General features: G+C 59.6%; 18 protein-coding genes. 1 reads left to right on the top strand and 17 read right to left on the bottom strand.

What is annotated here, in order from left to right:
- Window position 1 precedes the first annotated feature (1 nt).
- Window positions 2-1,174, top strand: a complete 1,173-nt coding sequence (locus GE107_RS17360; protein ID WP_219641251.1) for a YheC/YheD family endospore coat-associated protein — start codon at window positions 2-4, stop codon at window positions 1,172-1,174.
- A 59-nt stretch (window positions 1,175-1,233) separates the two neighbouring features.
- Here the strand turns inward: GE107_RS17360 and GE107_RS17355 are convergent, their stop codons facing one another.
- From GE107_RS17355 to GE107_RS17275, 17 genes are all read right to left on the bottom strand, one after another.
- Window positions 1,234-1,908, bottom strand: coding sequence for an HAD family hydrolase (locus tag GE107_RS17355; protein ID WP_219641250.1), 675 nt, complete (start codon window positions 1,906-1,908; stop codon window positions 1,234-1,236).
- Between the two features lie 67 nt (window positions 1,909-1,975).
- Window positions 1,976-2,959, bottom strand: a complete 984-nt coding sequence (locus GE107_RS17350) for a substrate-binding domain-containing protein (protein WP_219641249.1) — start codon at window positions 2,957-2,959, stop codon at window positions 1,976-1,978.
- Window positions 2,956-4,731: a cache domain-containing sensor histidine kinase gene (locus tag GE107_RS17345; protein WP_219641248.1), complete on the bottom strand. Its 1,776-nt coding sequence runs from the start codon at window positions 4,729-4,731 to the stop codon at window positions 2,956-2,958. Before GE107_RS17345 ends, GE107_RS17350 begins: the two co-directional genes overlap by 4 nt.
- 1 nt (window position 4,732) lies before the next feature.
- Window positions 4,733-6,343: a helix-turn-helix domain-containing protein gene (locus tag GE107_RS17340; RefSeq protein ID WP_219641247.1), complete on the bottom strand. Its 1,611-nt coding sequence runs from the start codon at window positions 6,341-6,343 to the stop codon at window positions 4,733-4,735.
- 148 nt (window positions 6,344-6,491) lie between these two features.
- Window positions 6,492-7,469: an ABC transporter substrate-binding protein gene (locus tag GE107_RS17335; protein ID WP_219641246.1), complete on the bottom strand. Its 978-nt coding sequence runs from the start codon at window positions 7,467-7,469 to the stop codon at window positions 6,492-6,494.
- 79 nt (window positions 7,470-7,548) lie between these two features.
- Window positions 7,549-8,589: an ABC transporter permease gene (locus tag GE107_RS17330; RefSeq protein ID WP_219641245.1), complete on the bottom strand. Its 1,041-nt coding sequence runs from the start codon at window positions 8,587-8,589 to the stop codon at window positions 7,549-7,551.
- Complete coding sequence (locus GE107_RS17325; RefSeq protein ID WP_219641244.1) at window positions 8,586-10,136, bottom strand: sugar ABC transporter ATP-binding protein; 1,551 nt, start codon at window positions 10,134-10,136, stop codon at window positions 8,586-8,588. Before GE107_RS17325 ends, GE107_RS17330 begins: the two co-directional genes overlap by 4 nt.
- A 590-nt stretch (window positions 10,137-10,726) precedes the next feature.
- Window positions 10,727-11,743 (bottom strand): flotillin family protein, encoded by a 1,017-nt coding sequence (locus tag GE107_RS27220; protein WP_370636450.1) that lies wholly within the window; start codon window positions 11,741-11,743, stop codon window positions 10,727-10,729.
- Window positions 11,744-12,048: 305 nt separating this feature from the next.
- On the bottom strand, window positions 12,049-12,618 hold the full coding sequence (locus GE107_RS17315) for a manganese catalase family protein (RefSeq protein WP_219641242.1): 570 nt from the start codon (window positions 12,616-12,618) through the stop codon (window positions 12,049-12,051).
- Window positions 12,619-12,630: 12 nt separating this feature from the next.
- Window positions 12,631-12,942, bottom strand: coding sequence for a spore coat protein CotJB (locus GE107_RS17310; protein WP_219641241.1), 312 nt, complete (start codon window positions 12,940-12,942; stop codon window positions 12,631-12,633).
- 3 nt (window positions 12,943-12,945) lie between these two features.
- A complete protein-coding gene (locus tag GE107_RS17305; protein ID WP_219641240.1) occupies window positions 12,946-13,167 on the bottom strand; it encodes a spore coat associated protein CotJA in 222 nt (73 codons plus the stop codon).
- Window positions 13,168-13,316: 149 nt separating this feature from the next.
- Window positions 13,317-14,351: a sporulation integral membrane protein YtvI gene (gene ytvI, locus GE107_RS17300; protein WP_219641239.1), complete on the bottom strand. Its 1,035-nt coding sequence runs from the start codon at window positions 14,349-14,351 to the stop codon at window positions 13,317-13,319.
- Between the two features lie 28 nt (window positions 14,352-14,379).
- Window positions 14,380-15,747, bottom strand: coding sequence for a hemolysin family protein (locus GE107_RS17295; protein ID WP_255570567.1), 1,368 nt, complete (start codon window positions 15,745-15,747; stop codon window positions 14,380-14,382).
- A 66-nt stretch (window positions 15,748-15,813) separates the two neighbouring features.
- Window positions 15,814-16,971, bottom strand: coding sequence for a radical SAM/CxCxxxxC motif protein YfkAB (gene yfkAB / locus GE107_RS17290; RefSeq protein ID WP_219641238.1), 1,158 nt, complete (start codon window positions 16,969-16,971; stop codon window positions 15,814-15,816).
- Window positions 16,972-17,100: 129 nt separating this feature from the next.
- Window positions 17,101-18,219: an HD-GYP domain-containing protein gene (locus GE107_RS17285; RefSeq protein WP_219641237.1), complete on the bottom strand. Its 1,119-nt coding sequence runs from the start codon at window positions 18,217-18,219 to the stop codon at window positions 17,101-17,103.
- A gap of 190 nt (window positions 18,220-18,409) precedes the next feature.
- Window positions 18,410-19,261, bottom strand: a complete 852-nt coding sequence (locus tag GE107_RS17280) for an undecaprenyl-diphosphate phosphatase (protein WP_219641236.1) — start codon at window positions 19,259-19,261, stop codon at window positions 18,410-18,412.
- Between the two features lie 31 nt (window positions 19,262-19,292).
- Window positions 19,293-20,747, bottom strand: a complete 1,455-nt coding sequence (locus tag GE107_RS17275; protein WP_255570566.1) for a bifunctional metallophosphatase/5'-nucleotidase — start codon at window positions 20,745-20,747, stop codon at window positions 19,293-19,295.
- Window positions 20,748-20,764 lie beyond the last annotated feature (17 nt).

Here is a 20,764-nt window from a genome sequence, read left to right as displayed (position 1 = left end):
GATGGCAAGACCGCCGGTACTGGGCATCCTCACCGTCTATCTCAACGACCGCAAAAGGATCGACGAGCTGGCGATGTTCCGAAAAATGACGATTGCCGGCAAGCGGGCGGGACTGGACGTCATCGTCTTCACGCCGGATGACGTCGAAGAGCAGACCGGTCGCATCTACGCGCATGTCTATCAGCCGGACAAGAAAAGATGGGGCCGCCTGTGGACGCGTATGCCCCACTTGATCTACGACAGGGCCCGTTACCAAAGGACCGATCGTTTCGACAGGCTGCTCGCCTTCCGGCGCAAATATGCCGATCTCCCGTTCCTGAACCGGCCGCTCCGGAACAAATGGACGATTTACCGGGTGCTGAGCGAGGTGCCGGCACTCCATTCCCATCTCCCCGCCACCCGGTTGTACGAATCCCCGTCCGACGTCACTGCCCTGCTGAAACGGTTCGCAACCGTCTATTTCAAACCGATCAACGGAACCGGCGGCCGCGGCATTCTCCGGATCGAGCGCAGGTTGGGCGGCACTTATTTGCTGCAGGGGCGAAACCATTCCCGAACCATCGTTCCGCCCCGGGTGGTTCGGCGAGAACAGCTGCCCGCGATGATCCGCGCCTGGGACCGCCGCGGCGACCGTTATCTCGTGCAGCAAGGCCTTCAAATCAAGCTTCCCGGAGGACGGGTACACGATTATCGGATGCTGGTGCAGAAAAACGGCCGGGGAGAATGGGAAGTAACCGGCTGCGCCGGCCGGGTAGGCCCCCGGAACAGCGTCACTTCCAATCTGCACGGCGGCGGAACGGCAGCCGCGATGGAGTCGCTGCTGCGGGAATGGGTCGGAAGCGAAGCCGAAATCAGCCAGATACGGACGTCCGCGGAATCGTTCGGCATCGAGGTGGCCAAAACCTTGGAAGCGACCTACGGGACGCTGTGCGAGCTGGCGCTGGACCTGGCGATAGACCGGAAAGGACAGGTATGGCTGCTCGAGGTCAATCAGAAGCCGGCCCGGGAAGTGTTCTTCCATGCGGGGGAACGGGACGTGTACCGACGTGCGATCACTCGCCCGATCGAATATGCGCTGTGGCTGCATCGCAGACAGCAGGAATCGCCATCTCTCTACTTGCCGGAACGAGAGGCCGATAAAGCGAATACCGCCGCTTCGGCAGCGGAGGATTGAACGGGAAAACCCCGGACCTCGCCATACGAAGGCGATCCGGGGTTTTCCGCATTTACCCCTCAGGCTTCCGGCAAGCATTCCAGCAGCTCGGGGAACGCGCGGATGACCGCGTCGGAGCCGTCCAGCTCGCCTTCGCGGCGAAAGCCGGCGTAATCGCAGCCCACGACGGCCAATCCGTTCTTCTTGCCGGCCTCCACGTCCGACGACCGGTCGCCGACCATCCAAGCGCTCTTCACCTCAAACGTGTCCAGCAGCCGGCGGACGAGATCGACTTTGGAGGCGGTCCCGAATTCCCCGGCGCTGTACGTCCCTTCGAACAGCCCGGCGATCCCCTTGACCTCGGGAACCCCTTTGACATACGGCTCCAGGCCGTTGCTGGCGATGAACAGCCGAATCCCCCGGCCGCGCAAGGCGTTCAGCGTCTCCTTGACGCCCGGATACAACGAGCCGCGGCCGAGGGTGAGCTCTTCGATTTCGTACTGCAGCAACAACTCATTCGCGCGAGCATGCGCCTCCGGCGAGCCGTCCGGCATTACCCGTTTCCAGATGTCTTCCAGGAGCATGCCGAGCGAGCCGAGCAGCTTCTCGATCGGCGGCGTTTCCTTGAGGTACAGGCGCTCGTGGCGAAGCGTCTCGAATACGCGGCGGTGTACGGTTTCGAGCAAGGTTTCGGTCCGGAACAACGTGCCGTCCAAATCGAAAATGACGGCTTCCGGCAGGGGCAGACGATTCATGGCGGATCTCCCGTTTTTTGAAACCATCATAATCCAAGATCCGGGCCGGGACAAGCTTTCGCCCCATTTAATCCGGATCGTCGAACGGGAAGAGCAGCTTCTGGTTCTCTTTGTTGTACAAGTTTTGCTTGGTGATGACCTCCGACCCCGTGTCGATGACGGGCTCGGTCCGCTTGCCGCGGGCGGCGTCCACGGCGGCGCGAACGGCCAGATAGCCCATGTTGAACGGGTTCTGCACGACGATCGCCTGAATGACGTCCGCTTCCAGGTAATCGATCTCGTCGGTCGAGCTGTCGAAACCGACGAGCTTGACTTCACCCGCCCTGCCGGACTCCTGGAGAGCCTTGGCCGCTCCGGTCGTCGTCGGCTCGTTCAGGCAGACGAATCCTTGGATGTCCGGCCGCTCCCGGAGCAGCCGGGACACGATACGGTATGCTTTGTCGATCGAGCCGTCGGAGAAATACGTTTCCTCCAGCACGTTCACGCCGGGCGCTTCGGCGAGCCTTTCCCGGACGCCGCGCTCCCGCTCCATGGAGGTCGCCGTGCCTTTGACGAAGCTCACGACGGCGATCGTCGCGTCCTGCGGGAGCAAGCGTAAAGCGGCTTCCCCGGCTTTGCGCCCCGCCTCGTAATTGTCGGTCGCGACGAAGCTGGCGGCGATGCCTCCGTTCAGACCCGCGTCCACCGTGATCAGCGGAATGCCGGCCGCTTGGATGCGCTTCGCGACGGGGACGACGCGGTTGTAATCGGAGGCGGCCAGCACGATCGCCCTCGGCCGTTCTTCGATGGCTCTCTCCAGCAGCGCGATCTGCCCGTCGACGTCCGTCTCCGCGACCGTGCCGACGGTCTGCACTTGCACCCCGAATTCTTTGGCGGCCGTCTGGACGCCCATGCCGAGCACGCGCCAGAAATCCGACCGCCCGTCCACCGTTTTGGGAACGAAGAGCAGCGGTTTCTGCTGTTCCGCCCGAGGGGATATGCTTTCGTAAAGCTTCCAGGCCGCGAGGACGACCAGCAGCGCGGCGGCGATCCATCCGAACGTTCTTCTCATGCCGCTCCCTCCCCGGGAATCTCCGGAAACCGGAGAATCACCGTCGTTCCTTCCTCCGGTTCGCTCTCGATTTCCAACCCGTACGGCTCCCCGAACGTCAGCCGGATGCGTTGGTTCACGTTCGGCAACCCGACACCGGGGCCATCTTCTCCCGAACGCAGCTTGGCCGTCAGCTCCCGGACCTGCCCTTCGGTCATTCCCGCTCCGTCGTCCGAAACCCGAAGCTCGATCTCGCCGTCATGCTTGCGCCCCGTAATCCGGATATGCCCGATGATCGCCTGCTGCTTGAGCCCGTGGTAAATCGCGTTCTCGACAAGGGGCTGCAGCACGAGCTTCAGCGTTAAGCAGGAGAGAATGTCCGGATCCAGCTCGATCTCGTAGGTAAATTTGTTTTTGTAGCGGATATGCTGGATCGTCAAATAGCTTCGGATATGCTCGAGCTCCGTACCGACGGGGACGAGCTCGTCTCCTTTGCTGATGCTGGCGCGGAACAGCTTGGCCAGGGCGGTCGTCATTCTTACGACATCCTGCATCTTGCCCATTTCCCCCATCCAGATGATCGAATCCAGCGTGTTATAGAGAAAGTGCGGCTGAATCTGGGCCTGCATCGCCTTGAGCTCGCTGATCCGCTTCTGCTCCTGCTCCTCCACGATCTGCTCCATGAGGTCCTTGATTTTGCCGATCATGAGGTTGAATGAACGCGACAGCTTCCCGATCTCGTCCGTCGATTCCACATCCACCCGGATGTTGAAATCTCCCTTCTCCACCTTCTTCATGAGATGCTCCAATCGCTTGATCGGGTTGGCCAGCCGGTAAGACAGCAATACCGATAACGCGAGGCCGACGGCCAGAAACAGCCCTCCCGCCAGGAGTGACGTGTTCCGGATTTCCCCTTTGTTGCCGACCAGTTCGTCCGGATACGTAACGCCGACCACTTTCCAGCCGTAATCGTTCGTCCCGATCGTATAGAGCCGCAGGTCCCTGCCTTTCCCTTTCGTCAGCAACCCGGTTTTCGAGTTCAGCAAAGAGGGAATATCCTCGGATTTCAGCCGGCTGTAAAGCAGCTGCTGCTGCGGATGGTAGATCAAATCTCCGGCGGGATCGAGAATGAAGACGTAGCCGCGCTGGCCCAATTGGATTTGCCGGCAGAGGTTGTTGATCACGTTCAGGTTCAAATCGACCATCAGCACGCCGCTGCCGGCTTCGCCCGGACGCCCCAGCATCCGGCTGATCGAGACGACCCAAGGATACTCGCGCTTGTAGACATGCTGAACGTGGGAAGAGGAAATCGCCACTTTCCCTCCGCTGTCCCTCGCCCCCCGATACCACTCCTGGGCCGTGATGTCATCCAGCGGCTTGAACTTCGCTTCGGCGCGGTCGGAGACGACGGCACCGTTGCTGCCCACGAAAAGAATGGTCGAGATGTCTTCCCGGGACCGAACGACGGAGCGGAAAAACCGGCTGATGCTCGCCGCCTTGCGGGCGCCTTCCTCGGACTGGGGATCCGGGAGGCTGGCGAGCTTCTCCAGCTCTTCCCCGCTCCCCGCCAAGGCCGAGATGCTCGCCATCGTGTCCAGATAGGTTTGAATGTTCGCGTTTACCTGCTGGGTGAGCTGGCCCGTGTAGATTTTCGCGTTGCCGGTGGCCGCCGAGGCGGAGAGACGGTAAGAATTGTACGTCAGCAGCGCCGTAATGCCCACGATGAGACAAGAGAAAGCGAGAGCCATGCTCGTATGGATGCTTTTGAACCGGAACAGGCGGCGCTGCGCCATTTCAGGCATTCTCCTTCCGCGAGGCGCGGTATTCTTTCGGGGTCAAACCCGTATGCCTCTTGAAGATGACGCTGAAATAGTGGGGGTCGCCATAGCCGACCCGATGCGCGATCTCATAGGCTTTGAGGGAGGTCAGCGTCAGCATTTCCTTGGCTTTGTCCATCCGGACCCGGGTCAAGTATTCGACGAAGGTTTCCCCGGTATGCTGCTTGAACAGCGTGCTGAAATAACTGATGCTCAGAAACAAGTGCCGGCAGCAGCCGCTCAAGGATAAATTCTCGTCCATGTAGCGCTCTTGGATGTATTGTTCGGCCAGCATCATCTGCGTTTGGCTGACGTCCGAGCGCTTGGCCGACAGGTCGTCCAGAATCCGGAGGCAAGCGGACTCCAGCAGCTGCTGCAGCTCGCCCAGCGTCCGCATCCGGTTCACCGCGGCGGCCGCTTCCTCCAGCGCCGGGGCCGTTTCCGCCAAACCCGTGCCGGAGATCCAGCTCCGCAAGGCGGTCAGCATTCCGTGAACGGCCGAATAGCCCTCTTCCGTCGTGACGAACGTAACCTTGAGCCCTTCGAAGACGTCCCGGAGCGCATCCGATACCCGGTTTTTGCTGCCGCTGCGCATCGCCGAAATCAATTTCTTCTCCCGTTCCCCGCTATCTTCGAGCTCGGCCTTGCTTCTCCCGAACTCCATGTCCCGAATCGAGAGAATCCGGCCCGTGCCAAGCAAGAACCGGTAGTCTAGCGCCGACAGCGCCTCCCGGCAGGAGACCGGCAGCTCCCGCAGGCCGCACGGCCGGCCGATGCCGACGGACACCGTCAGCTTCAAATATTTCTCGGCGCTGCCGCGGATATAATCCGCCAGCTGATGGCCGAGGAGTTCGATCCGCTCCTCTTCTCCGCACACGATCGCCGAAACCTTCCCGTCCCGCGTCCGGTAAACCGTTCCAAGCCCTTCCTGCTCGATGATTTCCTGCACGATGTTGTACAGGCCGAATTGGAGCAGTTCGCCATCCGGTTCGTTCCCGGAACCGTCCGGAAAGTGCCAGGCGTCGATATCCGCCGTCATGGCCGCATACCCAGGGCCCGGAAGCGAGATCCCGTATTCCCGGAACCGCCGTTCATGGTCGGCCGGAAGCACGGCAGAAGCGGCAAGTTTATCCAGCCAGCGTTCCTTCAGGAGCGGCAAGGACTGGTGCAGCTGACTCCGCAGCAGGGACAAATCCTCTTTGCGCCTGCGTTCTTCGTCCAATTCTCGGCGCATTTTATCGAGAAACTGCGTAAACTCCTCCAGGTTAAGCGGTTTCAATAAATAGTCCGTCACCTGGAGCCGGATCGCCCGCTGGGCATATTCGAAATTCTCGAAGCCCGTAAGCATCGCCACTTTGACGCCGCGGTGAAACTCGCGGATGCCTCCGGCCAGTTCCAGACCGTCCATATACGGCATGCAAATGTCCGTGATGACGGCATCCGGCTTCAAACGTTCCATGGCGTACAGGGCGTCACGCCCGTTGTCGAAGTCCCCCACAAGCTCGAAGCCGCAAGCGGCCCAGGGCGTTTTCGTTTTGATCCCTTCCCGGACTTCGTCTTCATCGTCGACCAAAATGATTTTGTGCACGGGAATCCCCCCTCGCAGACAAAACAGGAGCGTTCTACGTTCCGGTTCGAGTATACCCGATGGAAAGCGTTTGCGGAACATGGGAAAACGAGGGCAAGCTGCCCGGCTTGCGGGCAACGACCCCCGTTCGCGTTTCCCAAACGGTCTCTCATTCGTACAGCAGAGGCTTGATCTCGTCCGAATCGATGTTCGTCTTGTCGTACCAGTGGAAGCCGGTGTCGATGGAAGGCTCCACTTTTTCCCCTTTGACCGCCTGGACGGCGGCTTTGACGGACCAATAGCCGATGCCGATCGGATCCTGGGTGATGGCGCCCGCCATTTTGCCGCTGCGGATGGCGTCCATTTGCTGCTTGCCGGAATCGTAACCGATGACGACGATTTGGCCGTCCTTCTTCAGCTCTCCGACCGCGTTCAGCACGCCGATCGCGGAGCCTTCGTTGGCGCCGAAGAAGCCTTTGAGGTTGGGATGCGCCTGCATGATCGCCTTGGCGAGGTCGGTCGATTTCAGCTGGTCGCCGCCGCCGTATTGGATGTCGACGATCTTGATGTCCGGATACTTCTCTTCGATCCGCTTGACGAATCCGTCGCGGCGGTCGATGCCGGTGCGGCTCGTTTGGTCGTGGACGATGACCGCCACTTCGCCTTTGCCGCCGATCAGTTCGGCCATCTTATCGGCTGCGAGGCCGGCTGCCGCGAGGTTGTCCGTGGCCGCCGTCGTGACCGGAATGTCGCTGTCGACGCCGGAGTCGAAGCCGACGACCGGAATGTTCGATGCTTTCGCTTTTTCGAGCAGCGGGATCGCCGCTTTGCTGTCCAGCGCGGCGAACGCGATCGCCGCGGGTTTTTTGTCCAGCGCCGCTTGCAGCATCTCGATCTGCTTGTCGACCTGCGATTCGGTCTCCGGTCCCTCGAACGTGATTTCGACGCCCGTCTCCTTGGCCGCTTTCTCGGCGCCCTGCTTCACCGCCTGCCAGAATTGATGCTGGAAGCCTTTGGAGATGACCGGGATGTACATTTTGTCTCCGCCGCCAGCCGCCGCGTTGTCGTTCTTTTTGCCGCAAGCTCCGAGAACCATGGCCGCCGCCAGCAGACTGACCCCGATGAGACCGAACTTTTTCGTTTTCATGCTCAGCTCTCCCCTTAACCTTATTGGATAATGTTGTATGTCGCTCCTGAAAGGAGGGAATACCGAAGCCGCGGAAAAATCAAGCCTTGCGGCGGCGCAAAATGTCGGCGTACACGGCCCCTACGAGGACAAGTCCGATGATGACGGTCTGCCACTCCTGAGGCACCGACAGAATCCGAAGCCCGTTGGTGAGGACGCTCGTAATCAGGGCGCCGATAACCGTTCCGAGAATCGTTCCCTGTCCGCCGCTGAGCGACGTGCCGCCGATGACGACGGCGGCGATCGCCTCCAGCTCGTAACCGGCGCCAAGCGCCGGATGAGCGGTGTTGAGACGGGATGCCATCAGAATGCCGGCGATGCCGCTGAAGACGCCGGTGATCGTGTACACGACGATTTTCCAAAAGTCTACTTTCACGCCCGACAGGCGCGTCGCTTCTTCGTTGCTTCCGAGCGCGAACGTATAACGTCCGACGATCGTCTTGGTGAGAAGCAACCCGGCAACGATGGCAAGGCCGAAGAAGATCAGGACGGCGTTGGGGATTTCGATTCCGAACAGCGAATGGGTCACGGAAGCCATCGAGATATCCTTGAATCCGCTTGCCCGTCCATCCGTGAAATAGATCGGCTTCGTGCCGGAGATAATGAGCGACAGCCCTTTCGTGATCATCATCATGGCCAGCGTGACGATGAATGGCGGAATCTTCATCTTGGCGACCGCCACGCCGCTGAGGAATCCGCAGAACGCGCCGGTGGCGATGCCTCCGATGATCCCCAGCGGAATCGGCGCTCCCCAGAAGGTGATGATAACGCCGGTCATGACGGAGCTGAAGGTCATGACCGTTCCGACGGCCAGATCGATGCCCCCCGTTACGATGACGAACGTCGAGCCGAGGGCGAGCACCCCGATCACGGCTGTCGAAAGCAGAATGCCCATGATGTTGTCGAATACGAAGAAATTATCCGAAGAAAACGAGAAGACGATGACGAGCAGAATGAGGCTGGCGAAAGCGAGCAGCTGTTGGAGCACGCCGCCTCTGGCGAAGGAGAAGCGCCGGTTTGCGCCCGCCGGCGTTTCGGCGCCCGCGTTGTTCTCGCCGCTTGCGTTCACGGCCCATTTCATTTCGGATTCCCCCCTGATGTTACGGATTCATGGCCGGCGGACTTATCGGAATGAAGCGTCGCCAGCTTCATGATCGCTTCCTGCGTCGCCTCTTCCCGGGACAGCTCGCCGGTAATCCTTCCCTCGCACATGACGATGACGCGGTCGCTCATGCGGAGGATTTCCGGCAGCTCCGAGGAAATCATGAGAATCGATTTCCCCTGGGCGGCAAGCTGTTCAAGCAGCTTATAGATTTCGTTCTTCGCCCCGACGTCGATGCCGCGGGTAGGCTCGTCGAAAATGAGGATATCGCTGTTGCGGGTGAGCCATTTGCCGATGACGACTTTCTGCTGGTTGCCGCCGGACAGGAATTTGACTTTCTGCCGCACATTCGGCGTCTTCACCTTCAGGCTCCGGACGACTTCCTCCGCCGTCTGCGCGATCTTGTCCCGCTTCATCCAGCCGGTCGGGTGCCTGAATCTCGCGTAAGACGAGATCGCGACGTTCGTCTGGACGTCCATGTCGACGAGCAGCCCGAACCGTTTGCGGTCTTCGGACAAGTACCCGATCCCGTGGCGGACGGCGTCGGACGGCTGTTTGATCCGCACCTCGCGGCCGTGCACCCGGATCGTCCCTCCGTCGATCGGATCCGCCCCGAACACGGCGCGCGCCACCTCCGTGCGGCCCGCGCCCATCAGCCCGGCGAATCCGAGGATCTCGCCTTTATGCAGCGCGAAGCTGACGTTCCTTATCGCTTTGCCGCGGCTCAGTCCGGTCACCTCCAGCACCGGCTCACCGAGCTTGGCGGCGCCTCCCGTCTTCGGCTCGTGATACACCTCGCGTCCGACCATCATCGCGATGATCCGGTCCATGTCCACGTCCGCGGTCCGCACCGTATCGATGTAACTGCCGTCCCGCATGACCGTAATCCGGTCGGTTATCCGCCGGAGTTCGTCCATCCGGTGGGAGATGTAGACGATGCCGACTCCTTCGGCTCTCAATCTGGCGATGATCCGGAACAGCTCTGCGATTTCGCTGTCCGTGAGCGCTGCCGTCGGCTCGTCCATGATCAGCACTTCGGACCGGTAAGACAGCGCTTTGGCGATTTCCACCATCTGCTGCTTGGCGACCGTCAACTCCGAAACTTTCGCGCGCGGATCGACCGCCAGATTCATCCTGCCGAACAAGTGGCGCACCTGTTCATGAAGAGCCTTTTCGTCCAGAAACAGCGGGATTTTCTTTCGCGGCTCCCGGCCGATGTAGATGTTCTGGGCAACCGTCAGGTGAGGCATCAAGTTGAGCTCCTGGTGAATGATGCCGATGCCGAGCTGCTGGGCTTTGATCGTATCCGGGATGTCGACTTCGGTTCCTTTATAAACGATTCGTCCCGCATCTTTGCGGTAGACGCCGGTCAGCACCTTCATAAGCGTCGACTTGCCTGCCCCGTTCTCGCCGACCAGGGCATGAACCTCTCCCGCCCTGAGCTCGAACCGGCATTGTTTCAGGGCATGGACCCCCGGGAACCGTTTCTCGATTCCTTCCATCGCGACGAGCGGAATGGCGTTCATTTCACACCCCTCTTTCCTCTGTCTTGCGCCCATTGTAACCGTTTGCAACCGGATTCAGAATGGATTTTCTTCCGCAAAAAAGGGGAGAAATTTACGATGGATCGGAGAGTGGACCTTACTTCGCCGCTCCCCTGCAACGAATCGGAATTTCGAGGAAATGAAAGGGGATTTCGGGGAAATTCGGAGAGATAAAACGCAACAAGATTTATCCAAATTGAATCAGACTCTGGATCGGCACGAACGGATCTTGGAGATCCTCAGCTTGAAATTGGTTTTAACGTCTCCGGAAGTCACTACAGCTCTCGTAGTCGGGGGTTTCACAGATTTAACGTCTCCGGAAGTCACTACAGCTCTCGTGGTCGGGGGTTTCACAGATTTAACGTCTCCGGAAGTCACTACAGCGCTCATAGCTCCACAAGACACAACCTACTATAAGTCGCAAAATCCGTTTCTCAAGACGAGCAGAACATCAACGCCATAAAAGGCTCCCCCTCTGTTCCAAAACCACTCTCTCTGGAAACTTATAATTTCTTTAATGTCAAGTAAAGAAGCTCCCGGCCGGGGAGCTTCTTACATTGGAAAATATCGGATTATTGCGAAGAAGCGGGAGGCGTCACGTCTTTCTTCATAGCCGTGCTTCCCTCCGCCAGCCTCTTCAGCAGCTGGTTCACGTCCACGCCCGTCAACGCGCCTACCGTTTCCGGCATCTTCGCCAGCAGGTCCGTCACGTAACCCGTAACCTTGCCGGCACCGCCGTTCGGCCCGCTTGCTCCGCCGTCGACGATGACGATTTTCTCCGTTTTGGAGAGCGGTTCGGCGATGGCCCGCGCGATATCCGGGAATTTCTGCACGATCAGCTCGACGATCGCCGCCTCCCCGTATTTGCGAAGGGCGTCGGCGATCTTATCCTTCGCCTCCGCTTCCGCCAGGCCCTTCAGCCGGATCACGTCGGCTTCGGCGGTTCCTTCCGCCCGCTCCTTGTCGGCGTTGGCATTGCCCGCCAGGCGGACGGCTTCCGCCTCCGCGCGCGCCTTCGCCTCGATCTGGTAGCGCTCGGCTTCCGCGCGCTGCTCTTGGGCAAACCGCTCCGCTTCCGCCTGCTTCTTCACCGTCGCGACGAGCTCTCGCTCGCGACGCTCGATTTCCTTGGCTTCGAGTTCGATCTGCTTTTCCCGCTCGATCACCTGGATCTGCATCTCTTCGGCCTTGACCGCCTGAAGCGTCTTGACCTCTTGGAGCTTGTAGGCCTGGTCGGCTTCCGCTTTCTGTTTGTCCTGCTCCTGCTTGAACGCGGCTTTCTTCACTTCCATTTCCTTGTTCGCTTCCGCGATGTTCGTCTCCGCCGCGAATTCGGCCTTCTTGCCTTCTTCCAGCGCCTTGGATTTCGCGATCTGTTCGTCCCGCAGCGCATTGGCCTTCGCGATCTCCGCGTCGCGCTTCACGGACGCGATCTGCGGCTGGCCGAGGGCGTCCAGATACCCGTTCTTGTCCCTCACGTCCCGGATGGTGAACGAAACGATCTGCAGCCCCATTTTGTTCAGGTCGCTCGCCGCCACTTCCTGCACGTTGCGGGCGAATTCCTCCAAAGAACGGCAAGTCTCCCGGATGGAAATCGAAGCCGAGCCAGTCTCCGACCACCAGGGACAGCAGCGCGTAACCCGCTCCGATAAAGAAGAGCACGATCATGAGCGTTTCCATGTCCCGCAGCCGCTCCTTCCTATGTAAATGTCGAATCTTCCCAATCATACGATATTCGGGGAAAAAAGTTCCTCTCGCAAGAAGAAAAGATGAGCGAGTGTGCCCGCACGTTGAGCCCGCCCCGCGATCTGCTCGGGATCGGGGCTGTCCCCCTCCCGTCCGAAAAAAACCCCCTTACGGAAGAAGACTCTCTTCCATTAGGGGGCTTCCGCGCTCAAAACACCTTCTTCTGCTCCCGGTCCGCCTTGATGATTTCCACCGCTTCCCGGAAGCGGAGAGAGTGAACGATTTCCCGCTCCCGCAGGAATTTGAGTCCGTCCTGCAAGTCGACGTCGTCCGTCATGTCGATCAGCCACTGGTACGTCGCGCGCGCTTTCTCTTCGGCGGCGATGTCTTCGTACAGATCGGTAATCGGGTCGCCTTTGGCCTGTATGTAGGTGGCCGTCCAAGGAACGCCGGAGGCGTTCTGGTAGAACAGCGCCCGGTCGTGGTTCGCGTAGTGGTCGCCGAGTCCCGCCGCCTTCAGCTGTTCGACGCTGGCATCCTTGGTGAGCTTGTAAACCATCGTGGCGATCATCTCAAGGTGCGCGAATTCCTCTGTCCCGATATCGGTCAGAAGCCCGACCACCCGGTCCGGGATCGAATACCGCTGATTCAAATAACGAAGCGCGGCCGCGAGCTCGCCGTCCGCTCCCCCATATTGCTCCAGCAGGAACTTCGCCATCATCGGATCGCATTTCGACACCTTGACCGGGTATTGCAGCTTCTTCTCATAGATCCACATACGCTCGCCTCCTCACACCTGCCACGGCCAAGGCGTCTCCGGCCACTGCCAGGGAAACCGGGAGAAGCTGTGGCCGAAAGCCATCAGCGGACCGTATCGCATTTCGAAATCCTGGCATACCTGCCTCCGCCTCTGGGCGAGCTGGTTATACTGCTGGATCGCTTGCATGTCGGTCGGGTGGGTGTCCAGGTACAACGTCAGTTCTACCAGCACGAAGTCGATTTTCTGCAACTCTTCCAGTTGCTTGCGGTAGGCTTCGTCTCCGGCTCCGGGACGCGCGGGCTCTTTCTCCGGCCGGTCCGCCTGCACATTCGGCTCATCCATCGCTTACCCTCCCTTCTCCGCCCGCTGCGGCTGATAAGGACTGTACAACGCCGGCCACAGGGTGCCTCTGTACAAAGCTTCGTCCAGCGGAAATTGCGGCAGGTTCATCGGCTGATAAGGGATATACTGGTTCGGGGCCACGATATACCGTTTGACCCGAATCGGCGGGCATGGATCGTTTGGACTTACGTACGGGTACCACTCCCGCCATTGTCCGTTGCTCATGCTCGGTTACCTCCTTGGCGTTCGCGCCGCATGGCACGCCGCGCCGGTTAGACACTCCGCTTCTATCCTATGAACGCGGTCTGGGCGAATTGTCTCCAAAAGAAAAAAAATCCGCCCCCGTTGAAGGGCGGATTCCGATTCTGTCGCGGTTAGTCGAGCTTGATTTTGAAATCGAGCAACCCGGCTTTCCGTGCCGCGATGAACACGATGACGACGATCGGCCCGAGAAAGACGCCGATAACGCCGACGAGTTCGAATCCGACATACAGGCTGATCAGCGCCGACAACGCGCCGATCCCAACGGCGTCGCCCAGAATTTTCGGTTCCACGACTCGTCTTACGACCGTAATGACGATAAACAGCAGCAGCAAGCCGACGCCGGTGAAGGCGTCTCCGGCCACAAGCTGGTACGCCGCCCACGGCACGATGACCGACCCGGTGCCGAGGACAGGCAGAATATCGACGACCACGATGAGCAAGGAAATCGCAAGCGGATAACCGGTCCCGATGACCATAAGTCCGACGAAGCAGATGATATACGTGATGACGCTGAGCAGAAGCTGCGCCCGGAGAAAGCCGAATACCGACTTCCGAAGGCTGACGAGCACCTGGTCCATTTGCTGCTTGGATCTCTCCTCGAACAAGGAAAGGAACGACGACTTCATTTGGGGCATGCTAAGCGTGAACAGGTACACCGCGACCAGGAAAACGATGAAAAACACGAAGAAATTCGGTATGCCCTTGGCGAAATTAAGCAAATATCCGGTGATGTTCTGGGACAAGCCGGTGAGCACCTCGGTCACCTTGGACAGCCAGCTTTCGAGCTGCCCGGGCACGGGCTCGGCGCCGCCGCTCGAGAAGCTTTGCGCCCTCTCGAGCAGATCCTTTACGTACCCGCTCGCGTCCTGCAAATATTGCGGAACGTTCTGCATGAAGGCCGTGAGTTCGGTGACGACCTTCATGCCGATCAGAGCCGCGGCCCCCACCAGGAACGCGGTGAAAATCGTGCTCGAGATGGTCGAGGCCGCCAGGCGGTTCATTCTGGCCTTCGTCATCAGCAACTGCGTAAGCGGCTCCAGGAAAATGGCGACGACAAGCGCCAGCAGAAACGGCGCCCCGGTCGTAAACAGCAAATAAAGAAACACGAGCGCAAACGCGATCAACATGAATTGCCTCATCGGCATTGGCCTGCTCCCCCCGCCTCCCGATCCTTCATCCTTGCTCGCCGGGCACCAGTCCGTCGCCCTTGAGAGCAGGCGAGTCCTGAACGGCCGGTTTGACCCGGTAAATGTGCACCCTCTGGACGCGAAGCCTCTCCGTCTGGGCAATCTCGAACACGCAGCCGTACCGGGTCACCTTCTGGCCTTTGGAGATGTTGCCCTCCAGGAGGTTGAACAGCCAGCCCCCGATCGTGTCCACTTCCTCGTCCTCGATTTCGAGACCGAACATGTCGTTGACGTCCTCGATCAGCATCCGCCCCTCTACCGACGTAATGTCCCCTTTCACGACGATGCTGGGCGGCTCGTTGTCGAATTCGTCCTGCATTTCGCCGACAAGCTCCTCCAGGATCGTCTCGGCCGTGATCATCCCTGCCGTACCGCCGTATTCGTCAATGACGATGGCAAGCTGAGACTTCCTGCGCTGCATGAGCTTCAGCACCTTGCTGATTTCCATCGACTCCGGCACGCTGAGAATCGGCCGGAGGAACCGGTTCAGATCGTGGTCTTCGTCGGGATCGGCCGTCAGCAAATCCGTAATGTGCACGAACCCGATGATTTGGTCCTTGTCTTCCACGGCAACCGGGTAACGGGTATGTTTGGTCGCGTACACGACTTTCATGTTGTCCGAATTTGATTGGTTCGTAAAGAGACAATCCATGTCCGTCCTCGGCAGCATGACCTCCCGGGCGACGCGGTCCGCGAACTCGAACACGTTATCGAACAGCGTCAACTCGTCCTTGTCGATGATGCCGCTCTTGGCGCTCTCGTTCATCAGAATCCGGATCTCTTCCTCGGTATGGGCCGCTTCATGCTCGCCGGCCGGCTCGATGCCGATCCATTTCAGAAGCCGGTTCGCCGCGCCGTTAAGCACCCAGATAAATGGAAGGAACAGGCGGTAGAACATGAGAAGCGGCCACGACAGCCAGAGGGATACGCCGACGGAACGCTGGATGGCGAGCGACTTGGGGGCTAGTTCTCCTAGTACGATATGCAGGAACGTGATCAAAGCGAACGCCGTCACATAGGAAATGCTGTGAATGACGGTCTCGTCCATGATGCCGAACTGATGCAGCAGCGGAATGACGATCAGGTCCGCGATCGCGGGTTCCCCCACCCAGCCGAGGCCGAGCGAGGCGAGCGTGATGCCGAGCTGGGTGGCGGACAAGTAGACGTCCAGCCGAGAGTTGACTTTCAGCGCGTAAGAGGCCCGTTTATTGCCTTCATTCTTCAGCTGCGTAAGCCGGGTTTGGCGCACCCTGACGAGGGCGAACTCGGACGCGACGAAAAAACCGTTCAGGAAAACCAAAAAAAGAACGAGCAGCAAATTCAATGCGATGCTTCCCCAATGCAATTCTTCCAAAGTGATTACGCTCCTTCTGTTCGTCTCCCCGGCCGGACCGACCGTATGCGACGAAGCCTTGACCGGTCAGGGCTGTGCCCGGCGGCTCCGGAAGTCCACGCTCTTGTAGTACATGTCGGACACGAGGAGGTTGGGCCCGCAGCACGCCGCTTCCGGACAATGGCAGTTCACGCCTTGCTGCAGGGGGTGGCTTTGCCACCGGTCGAATATCGCTTCCAGCTTCTCGCTGCGGATGTTGCCGAATGGAGGGATGGAGGCGAAGTCGGTCACGTACACGTCCCCGCTGAACATATTGACGTTCACCCGGTTCCGGCCGTCCGGGTCTCCCCGGACCGTAACGCCGGGCTCCGTCCGGAGACGCTGCACCAGCCTGCGTTCCTCCGGATTGTCGCTGCAGGCGAAGAACGGAAGGGTGCCGAACAACATCCACAAGTCTTTGTTCCTCGCGTCGAGCAGCGTTTCCACCGCCTCCCGCATCTGCTCGCGGGTCAACATCGGCAAATCGGCGGCGAATGAGCTCGGATACATCGGATGCACTTCATGGCGGAGGCAGCCCATCTCGACGATGAGGCGGTGAATGTCGGGCATTCTGGCCGCCGTGCGGAAATTGATCATCGATTCCGCGGATACGAACAGGCCGCCATCGGCTAACTTGCGGACGTTGTCCATCATCCGCTCGTACATCCGCGCCGCCGCGGACGCGGACACCTTGCTTCCGGACCGGGCGAAGCCGACGCGGTGGAAATCGGATGCTTCCGTATAATTGAAAGAAATATGCATGACGTCCAAATAAGGTGCGATCTCGTCGTACCGGCCGTAATCGAGGGTCACGTTCGAGTTCAGCTGGGATCGGACCCCGCGGGCACGTGCGTATTTCAACACCGGGATCATCAGCTCCCGGACGGTTTCCAGACGGAATGTCGGCTCGCCGCCGGTCAGGCTGATCGTCTCCAAATGCTCGATCTCGTCCAGCCTCCGCAGGACGGTATCCAGCGGAAGATGAGGCGCCTCCTTCATCGTCAGGCTGTCTCCTACCGCGCAATGCTCGCACCTCATGTTGCACAGCTGGGTGACGGTAAGCTCTACGCTCGTCAGCCGGTGGCGGCCGAAACGACGCAAGGACCGGATCGGATCCCACGGATCGTAGTCGGGCGAAATCGGCGTCCAATCGGCGGGTGCCGCATAAGGCAGCTTGCCGGCGGAGAGGGGTGTTGCAGCTTGCATGAGATGTCTGCTCCTGTCTTGGTCGTAATTTACTGTTAATTGTACTGGTCGAACGGAGACAAAGCAAACGGAAAGGCCCGTCCGCCCGCGGCGACAAACCACCGCGTTCGGACGGACCTCCGCTTTCGCTCATACCGGAAGCGGATCATCCAGATTCCGCTGCTCGAAATCGATTTGGGCGATCATTACGTTCAGTTGCTTGGACAAATCCATGTCGTAGGGCTCTTTCAAGGGTTGTCCCTCTTCGTCGCTAAGGATCCGGACGACCGGACGGTGGACGCATGCCGAGTTGATATCGACGACCACTCCGTAATGGCCGCTGCTGAGCCGAACCGTTATCCCGATCGGATAGATCGCCACTTTTTCGCGGAATAGGCTGAGCAGCGACGTGTCGTATAACGTCCCGCTCCCGGAGTACAAGGCTTCCACGGCCTGATGGGGAAGCATCGCGCTTCGGTAAATCCGATGGCTCGTCATGGCATCGTAGGAATCCACGATGCCGATCAGCCTGGCGAATTCGTGGATCTCTTCGCCCTTCAGCCCCCTCGGGTATCCGGTGCCGTTCAGCCTCTCGTGGTGCTGCAGCGCGCAATGGGCGGCGAGCAGCGGAATTCCGGGTTCGTCCTTGAGCAAGTAGAATCCCCGTTCGGTGTGCCGTTTCATCTCGTCGTACTCGTAGGAGGAGAGCATGCCCGGCTTGAGCAGCACCTGCATCGAGATCTGCGTTTTGCCGACGTCGTGCAGCAACGCGCCGAGACCGAGCGCAAGCAGTTGTTCGTTGTCGTATCCGCGCGCCATGCCGAGCATGGTCGTATAGACGCAGACGTTCAAAGAATGGGCGTACAAGTAATGGTCGACCGTCTGCATGTTCATCAGCATGATCATGGCGTCCTCGTTGCGGCTCAAATCCTCCATGATCAATTGAATCACTTTGCGCATGTTGCGCCCGATGTAGGGATACGTAACCGACTTGCGCCTGCCGGGCTGTTCCGTGAATTCGCGAAAAACGTTGCGGATTTCGGCCAGCGTCTTGCGCCGCGTTTCGTCGCTCAGCAACTCCGGGATCCGGACGTCTTCCGTCCTCGGATCCTGCACGTAGACGAAGCTGATTCCGCACTCCCCTAACCGGCGGATCAGCGTTGCCGTCAACTCCACGCTCTCGGCCAACAGCACGATGCCGTCGTCGGAGAAGATTTTTTTGGCTAGCTTCATGCCGGGCCGGCACAGCGATATCGGCACCATGCGCATTCCTGTATGTTCCCCCTGTTGGCATTCGGTTCGCATCGGTTCGAAACGTATCGAATCGGATGATGGAATCGTCTTACTGTTTAATGTAAGAGATTTCCGTACCTACGGCAACCCGTCTAAGCAAAAAAAACGACATAAATCGTCAAACAACGAGATCGCCCTCCGATAGGAGGGCGATCATCGCATCCGATTACCGCACCACCAGCAAATAGAACAAAGCGGCAAGAACGAACCGGTACCAGGCAAAATATTTGAGCTTAATTTTCTGCAGCACCTTCAGGAACGCCACGACCACGATCCAAGCCACGGCAAAAGAAACGACGAATCCGGTGAGCAGGAAACCGACGTCCAGCGTGCCGGCACGGAAGAGGTCCAGGCTCTCCAGCAGCTCGTAGCCGGTCGCGGCCGTCATGATCGGAATCGCGATGAAAAAGGAGAAGTCTGCCGAAGCGCGGTAGCTGAGCCCCGACAGCATGCCTCCGGCGATCGTAGAACCGGAACGGGAGAACCCGGGCCAAACGGAGATGCATTGAATGCAGCCGATGATGAGCGCTTGCTTGTAGGAGATGTCGTCCATCGTTTCGGCGGTTCGTTTGATTTTTCCGGAATCATAGAGCCATTCGGAGATCCACATGTAGATGCCCCCGACGACGAGCGCCCACAGGACGGGCACGGTCGTGAATCCAAGTTCCTTGATCGGGTGGCGGAACAGGAAGGCCACGGCGAGCGGAGGCACGATGCCCAGCAACACGTGGATCAGGTTCAGCCTGCGTTTCGGAAGGGCGTCCACCGACAGGCTTTTGGCGGATTCCGTCCTTCCAAGGCCCAATACCTGGAAAATTTTGTTCCGGTACACGATCGCGATCGCGAGGATGGCCGCGAACTGGATGACGATCTCGAACGTTTTGAGCTGCTCCGGGGTATTCTGTCCGTAACCGAGCAGTTCATTGGTCAGAATCATGTGTCCCGTCGACGAGACGGGCAGAAATTCGGTCAACCCTTCGACAATGCCTAGAATGATCGAATCGAACCAATGCAGCATGCAAGCTTCCTCTCCTATCCTAATATCGTTTCTATTGGCGCCGCGGCGGATGGCCCTTCGCCATCCGTAACCGGGTCCTTCCCGCATCGCGGATCAGCCTGCGGTCGCCGAGCGCTTCGCACAGCAGCTCCCGAATGAATTCGGGCAGCAGGTAAACCACGTCCCGACCTTCCTTGAGTCCTAAATGACCGACGCCGAACGTGAACATGTCGAGCGTGCCGACTTCGTATTCCCGGTCCGCTTGAAGGGGCTGCCCGTTCACCCTCACGCCCGTGATCCGCTCGTACGGCGGGCGGGACAGGTCGGCTTCCGCTTCCAAGCCGTCGTAGCATAACGTGCCCAGCACGTGCCCGCGGAAGCCGAATCCGCGGATTTCAAGCCCGTAAAACTCCGGTAGGAGCCCCTCCTCCATGACCCGGTGCAGCTCCCGTCCGGACAGCTTCATCCGGCAGCAATTGATCGGAGATGGGCACAGGGCGTGAACCGTTTCTTCCGTCACTTCGCCGGCGGGGAGACCGCCCAGGAACTGTCCCGCGTTCACGAGGCCGATCTCCGCCCCCGCCTTCCTGCGGACGGCGGCGGCCAGCAGGTTGGAAAGTTCCGACTCCGCGTCGGCAGACCAAGGCAGCGGCTCGTCCAGCACGGCCACGACGCGGCTCATCCGGCGTTTGGCTTCGCCGCGGCTTTCGGCGATGATCGCCCGGGCTTCTTCGTCGGCCGGCCAACCGTCCGTCGAGAGACACCCTCCGCCGATCGAGATTTCTCCCGGCTTCCCTCCGCGCTCCAGAACGAGATGGCCGATGTGGCTTCCGTACTTGCCTGCGGCGGACATCGCGGTATTCCCAACGAATACGGGCTTGTCGAGCAAATGATGGGTGTGCGCTCCCAGAATGAGATCGATCCCGGGCACGAGCGAAGCGAGCCGTTCGTCCTGACGCAGCCCGAGATGGGACAGGACGACGATGACATCGGCCGTCTTCCTCAAACGCTCCACCTCGCGGGCCGCCGATTCGAACGGATCGTCGGCCTGCCACCCGAGCAGCTGGTAGTAGACGTTATAAGGAGCGGTAAGGCCGATCAGCGCGACGTCCAACCCGGATTTCCGAATGGTCAGCGACGGAACGAGCCAACGGACTTGACGGTGCGGCCGCATTGGGCGGAAGTTCGCGCATACGACCGGAATGGTCAACCCTTCATAGAAAGCATCCAATTGTTCGAACGTATAGGTCAAACCTTCGTTGTTGCCGGGTACAAGCGCGTCGTAGCCGATCGCTTGAAGCAGGCTTCGGTTCACGCGGCCGCTCGTCCCTTCCGTTTCCGGGCGGGCGCGGTCAAGGAAATCCCCGCAGTCGACCAGCAGCAGCTCGTCCTCCGGGACCGTCTTCCGGACCGACTTCGCGTAACCGGCGATCCGCGCGGCCTGTTCCAGATGGCTGTGAATATCGTTCGTGTGCAGCAGCGTCACGCGGGATTTCGTTTCCAGCATCAAGTCCCCCCGGAAGT

Source organism: Cohnella sp. CFH 77786 (genome assembly GCF_019400745.1).
Lineage (GTDB): Bacteria > Bacillota > Bacilli > Paenibacillales > Paenibacillaceae > Cohnella.
This window is presented reverse-complemented; position numbering and strand designations above follow the sequence as displayed.

Excerpts from the sequence above, each read along its gene's own strand:
- GE107_RS17360 (WP_219641251.1), top strand. The coding sequence starts at position 2 with ATGGCAAGACCGCCGGTACTGGGCATCCTCACCGTCTATCTCAACGAC.
- GE107_RS17355 (WP_219641250.1), bottom strand. The coding sequence starts at position 1,908 with ATGAATCGTCTGCCCCTGCCGGAAGCCGTCATTTTCGATTTGGACGGC.
- GE107_RS17350 (WP_219641249.1), bottom strand. The coding sequence starts at position 2,959 with ATGAGAAGAACGTTCGGATGGATCGCCGCCGCGCTGCTGGTCGTCCTC.
- GE107_RS17345 (WP_219641248.1), bottom strand. The coding sequence starts at position 4,731 with ATGGCGCAGCGCCGCCTGTTCCGGTTCAAAAGCATCCATACGAGCATG.
- GE107_RS17335 (WP_219641246.1), bottom strand. The coding sequence starts at position 7,469 with ATGAAAACGAAAAAGTTCGGTCTCATCGGGGTCAGTCTGCTGGCGGCG.
- GE107_RS17330 (WP_219641245.1), bottom strand. The coding sequence starts at position 8,589 with ATGAAATGGGCCGTGAACGCAAGCGGCGAGAACAACGCGGGCGCCGAA.
- GE107_RS17325 (WP_219641244.1), bottom strand. The coding sequence starts at position 10,136 with ATGAACGCCATTCCGCTCGTCGCGATGGAAGGAATCGAGAAACGGTTC.
- GE107_RS17315 (WP_219641242.1), bottom strand. The coding sequence starts at position 12,618 with ATGTGGATCTATGAGAAGAAGCTGCAATACCCGGTCAAGGTGTCGAAA.
- GE107_RS17310 (WP_219641241.1), bottom strand. The coding sequence starts at position 12,942 with ATGGATGAGCCGAATGTGCAGGCGGACCGGCCGGAGAAAGAGCCCGCG.
- GE107_RS17305 (WP_219641240.1), bottom strand. The coding sequence starts at position 13,167 with ATGAGCAACGGACAATGGCGGGAGTGGTACCCGTACGTAAGTCCAAAC.
- ytvI (WP_219641239.1), bottom strand. The coding sequence starts at position 14,351 with ATGCCGATGAGGCAATTCATGTTGATCGCGTTTGCGCTCGTGTTTCTT.
- yfkAB (WP_219641238.1), bottom strand. The coding sequence starts at position 16,971 with ATGCAAGCTGCAACACCCCTCTCCGCCGGCAAGCTGCCTTATGCGGCA.
- GE107_RS17285 (WP_219641237.1), bottom strand. The coding sequence starts at position 18,219 with ATGCGCATGGTGCCGATATCGCTGTGCCGGCCCGGCATGAAGCTAGCC.
- GE107_RS17280 (WP_219641236.1), bottom strand. The coding sequence starts at position 19,261 with ATGCTGCATTGGTTCGATTCGATCATTCTAGGCATTGTCGAAGGGTTG.
- GE107_RS17275 (WP_255570566.1), bottom strand. The coding sequence starts at position 20,747 with ATGCTGGAAACGAAATCCCGCGTGACGCTGCTGCACACGAACGATATT.